Origin of the sequence: Streptomyces aurantiacus JA 4570 (assembly GCF_000414115.1) — a bacterium.
GTDB classification, from domain to species: Bacteria; Actinomycetota; Actinomycetes; order Streptomycetales; family Streptomycetaceae; genus Streptomyces; species Streptomyces aurantiacus_A.
Genome location: NZ_AOPZ01000342.1, coordinates 1 through 7,929, shown reverse-complemented (window position 1 = coordinate 7,929; position 7,929 = coordinate 1). Strand labels below are relative to the sequence as shown.

Genomic DNA, 7,929 nt, shown 5'->3' with positions numbered 1-7,929 from the left:
ACGTTCGTGCAGGCGGGCGCCCTCCTCCAGGACGAGTTCGGTGTCGATGCCCGCGGGTATCTTGATGCCCGCGTGGTGCCGCCAGGTCGCCACCGGGTCGCCCCACGCCTCCACGGCGAAGGTCCAGTCGCCCTCCCGGTCGGGGGTGACCCGCGCGCCCCACCGGTCGGTGCCGGGCGCCAGCTCCCGCATCGGGGCCCAGGGGCCCGCGTGCCCCTCGGGGTCGCGCAGCACGACGTTCCCGGCGACCGCGTCGTGGCCCTCGCGGAAGAGGGTCGCGGTGACCTCGAAGGTCTCGCCGACGACGGCCTTGGCGGGTTTGCGCCCGCCGTGCACGACCGGGCCCACGTCGAGGACGGGGACGCGTCCGGTGAGGGCTCTGGACACCTGGGGCGCCTCGGACACCAGGGGCGCCTGCGGCGCCGGGGACGCCTCGGGCGTCCTACGGGATTGGGGCATGACCGCTCCTGTTCCGCGTGCGAGTGGGCGGAGGTGGGCTGTGGAGGGGTTCCGCGGCGCACGCGCACGAGGCCCGCGAGACCGTCGCGGGCGTGTGCGTGTGCGTACCGGAGGAGCCTTCCCACGCTTCTCGGGTGGGCAATCCGGCGCTTTGTTAACTACTCGCGCGTAACGGTCCGCACAAGACCGGCCTCGCGAAACACTCGGTAAGACATGCGCGGGACCGGCCCCGCCCGGAAGGACGGAGCCGGTCCCGAACTGGCCCGCCATGGCCGGAAGTTGCTGCTTAAAGGCCGCCCACCTGCACCAACTTGTTCGGCGACCCGGACCCGGCGCCGGACACCCGGCCCGTGGCGGCCCGTCCGCCGAGCGCCTTGGCGACCGCGGCCGGCTTCGCCGAGGGATGGCCGGAGAGATACAGCGCGGCCGCGCCCGCGACGTGCGGCGCCGCCATCGACGTACCCGAAGAGAGGGCGGACGCGCCGTCGTTCCGGATCGAGGCCGACCGGATCGAGACGCCGGGCGCGAACAGGTCCAGCCCCGCACCCCAGTTGGAGAAGCCCGCGCGGGCGTCCCGGCGGTCGGTGGCGCCGACCGTGAGGGCCTGTTTGACGCGGGCCGGTGAGTTCAGGTCCGCGCGTTCCCCCTCGTTGCCCGCCGCGACCGTGTACGTCACGCCGGACGCTATGGAGGCCCGCACGGCCGCGTCGAGCTGGGCGTTGGGCGGGCCGCCGAGGCTCAGGTTGGCCACCGCGGGCCTCTTCGCGTACCGGGTCACCCAGTCGATGCCGGCGAGGACCTGCGCGATGGTGCCGGAGCCCCTGTCGTCGAGCACCCGCACGGCCACGATCCTCGCCTTCTTCGCGACGCCGTACTTGGTGCCCGCGACGGTCGCGGCCACATGCGTGCCGTGGCCGTGCCGGTCCTGCGCCACCGCGTCGTTCTGCACGAAGTCCCGCCCTGACCTGGCGCGTCCGCCGAAGTCCCGGTGCGAGGTGCGTACGCCGGTGTCGATGACGTACACCGTGACGCCCGCGCCCGCCCGTCTCGGCGCGGTGTACGACTTGTCGAGCGGCAGCCGCTTCTGGTCGACGCGGTCGAGGCCCCAGGACGGCGGGTTCTGCTGCCGCGCGCCCGTCCGCACCCGTGCGTCCGGGACCACACCGGCGACCGCCGGGTCGGCGGCGAGGCGCCGCGCCTGCGATGCGTCGGCCCGCACGGCATAGCCGTTGAGCACGGCGCTGTACGTACGGTCGATGCTCGCCCCGTACTTCCGGGCGAGGTCCCGGCCCGCGCCGGACGCGGCCTTCGTGCCGGGCGCGAGGGTCACGATGTAACCGTGCTGGGGGCCCGCGCCGGTGGCGGGCGTGGCGGGTGCGGCGTGTGCGGGTGCCGGGACGGCCGACAGCGCCGCCGCCGTGGCGAAGGCCGCCACAACTCCCGCGAGGCGTAGGCGTCTTGCGCGTGGTTCAGTCATGTACCGGATCCCTCCCCTGAGTACCCCGAGCGTCTCGTGCGCGGAGAACGGTGACAAGGCGCCAAGGCCGCACCAGGGGGTGGAAGCGGCCATACCGGCGCGAACCATGGTCAACTCGCCTGTGCTCAAAGGTGGAGCTTGGGTCTCTGCCAGTAAAGTGGAGGATTGACTTGGGTTTTCGCGGTGCCCGATGATCCAGTCAGGGCCCAGGGCGGCAACCCGCGCCGGACCCCCGCCGCAGTCCGGACTGCGACGGGGGCGAGGGCGGGTGCCGACCCACCGCCCCGTCACGCCCGTCGCCCCGGTATGGGGACGATGTCCGAAGACCGCCAGCGGGGCGTGGGGAGCTCGGTGACCCTGTGAGCCATGACGACCTTGCCCACGCCCACCGCCACCCCCACGCTCACGCCCACTCCCACGACCGGCGCCCGCGCGGTGCTCACCGCCATGTACGCCGCCGAGGCCCGCTATCTGGCGGCGGGCGGCCCCGGCCGCGCCTCCTTCGACCTGCTCGCGCCCTACTTCGCCCCGGACGTCGTCCTGCACCAGGCCGACGCCCTGCCGTACGGCGGGACATGGCGCGGGCACGACGGCCTGGAGCGGTTCTTCCTCGCGATGAGCGCCGCCTGGGCGGAGTTCGAGATCGGGGAGCAGCGGTTCCTCGCGGGCGGAGGCCCCGGGCCGGACGAGGAGACCGCGCACGGCGGGACCGTCGTCGTACGGAGCGAGATCCGGGCCCGGGCGCGGGCGACCGGGCGGGAGCTCGCCTTCCCGATCCTGCAGACGGTGACGGTCGCGGACGGCCGGATCACGGAGGTGTGGCCGTTCTACTGGGACACGGCGGCGATCGCCGCGGCGTGCGGAGAGGAGCACGCCGGGGCGTAGCGGGGGGCCGTGGCCGGGGGCGGCCGATGACCCGCGGTGGTGGCCGTTCCGCGTTGACAGGGTGCGGAACGGCGTCTGTAATGGGCGCGTGCCACGTGGTGCCGGCCAGAGAGCAGTGGGCAGGCCGGTGACCGGGCGAGCACCTTCACCAAGGGACATGACCTTGCGCCCTCACTCCACCTCGCCGTGCCGCGGCGCCACGCCTCTGACGTGACCGCGCCCGCGCGCCGGGCCGATCCGGCCTGAGCGCGCCCGCACCCCGAGCCACCTCTTGCCTTCGCGGGATCGTCCGCGCGCCTGCGCGTCCCGCGCCTCACCTGTCTGGAGAAGCACTTCCGCATGCCCACGCCCATGTCCACACCCATGCCCGCCCCCGCCCCCGCCCCCGGCCGGCGGGCCCCCCGGGAGATCCGCACCCTCGCCGACAAGCTCCTCGAAGTGCACGACTGGCTGCGCGGCGAGCTGGTACACCTGCGCGCCGAGGCCGCCGCGCACCTCGCCGAACGCGCCGCCCACCAGGGGCCGGGGGAGCCGCCCGCGCCGGGGCTCGGCCTGCAGATCCGGCAGCGCTGCCTGGAGTTCTGCGACGCGCTCACCTTCCACCACACCGGCGAGGACGACCACGTCTTCCCCGGCGTCGCCGCGCACCACCCGCACCTGCGGCCCACCCTGGAGAGGCTCGGCGCGGAACACCTGGCCATCGCCCGGATCAAGGAGAGTCTGGTCGCGCTGCTCGCGGACCTCGCCGCGGCCGACCCCGCGGTGTTCCTCGCGGAGTTCGACCGGATGGCGGCGGAGCTGACGGCCCACCTGGAGTTCGAGGAGACCTGGCTGGTCCCGGTCCTCGCCGAGGTACCGTTCCCGCCGGTAGCGCCCGCACCTGAGGAAGGAACACCCGTGACCACCGACCGACGATCTCCCGTGCGCGTCAAGGACTTCGACCATCTCGTCCTCAACGTCCAGGACGTCGAACGCGCCCTGGACTTCTACTGCGGCACCCTCGGCCTCGAACCGGTACGCGTGGAGGAGTGGCGGGCCGGAAAGGTCCCGTTTCCCTCGGCGAGAGTGAGCCCGGTGACGATCATCGACCTGGTCGCCGGGGAGCGCGGCGAGTCCGGCGAGTCGAATGTCGACCACATCTGCCTCGTCGTCGAGCCGCTGGACTGGCAGGAGGTCGTCGACTCCGGCCCGTTCACCGTCCTCGAAGGCCCCGTCGGCCGCTTCGGCGCCCGCGGCGACGCGCAGTCGATCTACGTACGGGACCCGGACGGCAACTCCGTCGAGCTGCGCTGGTACCCCGAGGACCAGTAGGAATGCCCTGGGCGGCTCGTCACAGCGCTCGCCCTGAGACGAGCCGCCCCTCACTGGACCCGGCGAACACCGCGCCGCCCAAAAACAGCGGCAGGGACAGCGACTTCGGGGAGCCGCCCACCTTCACATCGGTGTACGGAATGGTCCGCTGCGTGGTGCCCGACGTGCCGCCGGTGAGCGGCATGCTGTTGATGTCGTACTCCCCGACGGCGAGCACCCGGTTCCCGGCCAGGGCGAGCTGCGAGGGCTCGCCGCGGGCCGGCTGGTCCCACAACTCCCTGCCGGTGCGCCACGCGTACGCCGTAAGCCGGTCGGGGAGACGGCCGCGGCGCCTGAAGTCCGGGTCCACGCTCGCGACGACGAGGACGTCGGCCGTGCCCACACGTCGGCCGTGCCCACGACGGGGGCGACGACCGGCTTCTTCCCGGCGCCGATCGTGCGCCCGACGGCAAGGGTCCCGCGGTCCAGCTCCTGTATGCCGCCCCGCGTCCTGGACCAGCACAGGACCGCGCCCTTGTGGCCGATGAGTCCGTCGCACCGCGGCTTCGACACGGTGGCGGCCCGGTCGCCGTCCTCGGTGGACAGCGCGACGGCGCCGCCCTTCTCCAGCGCCGCGTACAGCAGGCCGCCGCGGACGAGCGGCGTGCCCTGGGGCTTGCCCCCGACCGTGCGCTGCCACAACTGCTCGCCGGACGCCGCGCGTCTGGCCCGCAGGGTGGTGGTGCCCGGGTCGGGGGCGCCGTCGGAGTTGAACTCGGCGGTGTACACCACCCCGTGTGCGTACGTCATCGAGATCAGGCCCGCGTGGCGGGGTGTCGCGTGCCGCCAGATCTTCCGGCCCTTCCGCAGGTCGAGGCCGCTGACGCCGAGTTCGCTGGGTACGTAGACCCGCTTGCCGTCGGTCTCGGGCGGCAGCTCCTGGACGCCGGTGGGCCGACGGGGGAAGCCGGGCGCCGACCAGCGTTCGTCGCCCGTCGCCGCGTCCAGGGCCCGCGCCCCGCCGCGTCCGTCGCGGCACACGAGCGTGGCCCCGGCCAGGACACACCCCGTCCCCTTCGTGCCCCGGTCCTGCGGCAGCTTCCGGGACCAGGGGCGCCAGCCTTCGGGGAGCGCGTCCTTGCGCACGGCCGACGGGCCCAGCTCGCCGGAGTGGTCCGCGTTGCCGTACGTGGTGACGAGGCGGTCCGCCGGGGTTCCGGCGGCGCTCGGCGGTTTCGACGGCGTGCTCTCCGGGTCGTCCCTCAACGCGTCCGGCAGGGTGACGGCGGCCACGACAAGGCCCGCCGTCACGGCTCCCGCCGTCAGGACCCATGGCCAACGGCGTCGCCGTCGGGGCGCGGCCGCAGGGGGGACAGGCGGCACCGGCGCCGCGTGGGGCGGCGGTGACGGGGGCGTCGGCAGGCGGGGCCCGGCGTCGCCCGTCATGGTCTCGGCGCTCGCGAACTCGCCGTGCAGATCGGCCCGTTCGAACCCGGCGGCGGCTCCCCGGTACTCGGCGAACAGCGAGAGCACGCCTGCGGGCCACGGGAAGAGGGCTTCTCCGGGGCCGGAGAGGGCCTCGGCCAGGGCCGTCGCCGTGGGGCGCCGGGCCGGGTCGGGGTGCAGGCACGCGCTGATCACGCCGCGCAGTTCCGCCGGCACCCGGGACAGATCGGCGTCACCCCGCACGATGCGGAAGACGACCGAAGCGGGCTCCGGGTCGTCGAAGGGGCCGTGACCCGTCGCGGCATGGCACAGGACCGCCCCCAGCGAGAACACGTCCGACGCCGGGACGACTGCGCCCGAGCCCTCGATCTGCTCCGGGGACAGAAATCCCGGCGTGCCCACGAGGGCGCCCGTCATCGTCAGGGCCGTCGCCTCGAAGACCTGCGCTATGCCGAAGTCGATCAGGCGCGGGCCGTCGGGCGTGAGCAGGACGTTGCCCGGTTTCAGGTCCCGGTGCAGGACCCGCGCCGCGTGCACGGCCGTGAGCGCGCGGGCGAGCCCGGCGCCGAGGGCCCGCACCGCCGGTACCGGCAGCGGACCGCCGCGCGCGACCGCGTCGGCAAGGGACGGGCCCGGCACGTACTCCGTGGCCAGCCAGGGGAGTTCGGCGTCCGCGTCCCCGTCCACCAGGGCGGCGGTGTACGGTCCCGCGACCGCGCGGGCCGCGGCGATCTCCCGCCGGAACCGGGCCCGGAACGCGTCGTCCAGGTCCAGCTCCCGGCGTACAGCCTTCAACGCGACCAGCGAGGACGCCCCGGCGGTTTCCTCCCGGCGCGCGAGGAACACCTCGCCCATGCCGCCCGCGCCGATCCTGGCGAGCAGGCGATAGGGGCCGATGCGACGGGCGCCGCCCCGCGGCAGGGGGGTGAGCATGCGACTCCTCGGTTAGGGAAGGGCCACCGACGAGATCCGGCCCTCGTCGTAGACGATGTGCGCGACGCCGCCGAGGGCCAGGACCGTCGGTGGGCGCAGCGTCTCGGAGATCACGCTGCCGTTGGCGCTCTGCGGGGGCGCGTGCCGGTCGCCGGGCGCGCCCGGCACCGGCCGCCGGACCGCCCCGCCGCCCCGGCGGTCGAGCGGAATGGCGTACAGCGCCCGGCTGTCGGCGTAGACCGCGCGGTCGCCGAGGATGAGCGGGGCGGAGGGCGGGACGTTGCCCTTCGGCCGCCGCTCGGTGCGCACCACGCCTCCCGACGTCCGGTCGCTCACGAGGACCCGGCCCTGGGCCACGAGCACCGCCGACGCCTGGCTCGCCGCGCTCACTCCGGGAGGCTCGGAGCCGCTCTTGAGGTCCGGGTACGGGATCGGGGAGCCCGTCCGCCTGAGGGTGCGGGGGGTGAGCCGCCACACCGACGGGAGGGCCTGCGCGCCGCCGTCGCCCACCTCGGGCAGGGGCGTGCACACGACGTCCTTCGCGGTCACGAGCACGTCCGCGCAGTCGTCGTCGGACTGGCCGAGGAGAGCGCCGGTCCGGGCGTCGTACGCCGCGAGGCCGCGCTCCTCGTCGGCGTACACCACCCCGTCGCGCAGCGCCCGCACGGCGTACCGGTTGATCTCGGCCTTGGCCGTGATGGGCGCGCCGAGGTCCTGCTCCCAGAGGTGGCGGCCGGTGGCCGCGTCGTACGCGTGCAGGGACGCCCGCGCGTCGTCCTTCAGGTACGACTCCTCCGCCACCGCAAGCACGACATCGTCGTCGAGCAGCGGCCCCAGGGTGAACGTGCCCTTCCCGGGCGGGGGTTCGGCGTCCCACAGGACGCGGCCCGTGGCCGAGTCGCGCAGTTGCAGGACGCCTTCGTGGGCGATGACCGCCTTGCCGCCCCGCGCCTGCGGGTGGAGCCCGTCGCCCGGCATGAAGAAGACGCCGCTCGGGCTGTAGTACGCCTCCCCCACATCGCCCTCCCGATCGACGGTGCCGGACGTCCACAGCCGCTTGCCGTCGCTCGCGCGCACCGCCTCGTACGTGCCGTTCGTGAGGAGGCACACCACGGCGCGGGTGTCGGCGGTGCACGACATCGGCGCGTGGCCGAGCTTCCCGCGCCACGGCCGCCAGCCCTGGGGGCGCTGCGTCGCGACCTGGCGCACGACGCCCGACCCGTCCTGGGTGCCGCCCGCGTCCACACCGGCCTCCGCGATCAGCTTCTTGACGGCGGCCGGGTCGGTCGGGCCCGGCTCGACGGAGCCCGGCCGCGCCGAGGCGCCGGGCCGCTTGGCATCCGCGCCGGAGCCGTCGCCGCCGTCCGTCGACCAGGGGCCCCACACCGCGAGCACGCCGCCGCACACCGCCGCCGCCACGCCCACGCCCACGCCGCCGA

The 7,929-nt window shown here is 74.8% G+C and carries 6 protein-coding genes and 1 pseudogene; 3 read left to right on the top strand and 4 right to left on the bottom strand.

The features are described 5' to 3' along the window. Positions 1-459, bottom strand: a 459-nt coding sequence (locus tag STRAU_RS41795) for a maltotransferase domain-containing protein (RefSeq protein WP_158692148.1), incomplete at its 3' end; no start/stop codon positions are given. Positions 460-745: 286 nt separating this feature from the next. Next, entirely contained in the window at positions 746-1,936 is a 1,191-nt protein-coding gene (locus tag STRAU_RS28980) for a S8 family peptidase (RefSeq protein ID WP_037662616.1), read from the bottom strand. 366 nt (positions 1,937-2,302) lie between these two features. On the opposite strand from STRAU_RS28980, the gene STRAU_RS28975 reads away from it, so the two are divergent. The 3 genes and pseudogenes from STRAU_RS28975 (at position 2,303) to STRAU_RS43995 (ending at position 4,132) form a co-directional block, all read left to right on the top strand. After that, entirely contained in the window at positions 2,303-2,821 is a 519-nt protein-coding gene (locus STRAU_RS28975; RefSeq protein WP_016643975.1) for a nuclear transport factor 2 family protein, read from the top strand. Positions 2,822-3,160: 339 nt separating this feature from the next. After that, positions 3,161-3,655, top strand: a pseudogene (locus STRAU_RS40700) (hemerythrin domain-containing protein); the annotation flags it as partial. 87 nt (positions 3,656-3,742) lie between these two features. Then, complete coding sequence (locus STRAU_RS43995; RefSeq protein WP_037662623.1) at positions 3,743-4,132, top strand: VOC family protein; 390 nt, start codon at positions 3,743-3,745, stop codon at positions 4,130-4,132. Positions 4,133-4,255: 123 nt separating this feature from the next. Here STRAU_RS43995 and STRAU_RS28960 read toward each other — a convergent pair whose 3' ends face one another. After that, the gene (locus STRAU_RS28960; protein WP_016643972.1) at positions 4,256-6,490 is read right to left on the bottom strand and encodes a protein kinase domain-containing protein; all 2,235 of its coding nucleotides are present in this window, start codon (positions 6,488-6,490) and stop codon (positions 4,256-4,258) included. Positions 6,491-6,502: 12 nt separating this feature from the next. Beyond that, the coding region (locus STRAU_RS28955; protein WP_037662613.1) for an outer membrane protein assembly factor BamB family protein at positions 6,503-7,929 on the bottom strand (1,427 nt) is incomplete at its 5' end.

Coding starts and splice junctions, on each gene's coding strand:
- STRAU_RS28975 (WP_016643975.1), top strand. CDS start 2,303: ATGACGACCTTGCCCACGCCCACCGCCACCCCCACGCTCACGCCCACT.
- STRAU_RS28980 (WP_037662616.1), bottom strand. CDS start 1,936: ATGACTGAACCACGCGCAAGACGCCTACGCCTCGCGGGAGTTGTGGCG.
- STRAU_RS28960 (WP_016643972.1), bottom strand. CDS start 6,490: ATGCTCACCCCCCTGCCGCGGGGCGGCGCCCGTCGCATCGGCCCCTAT.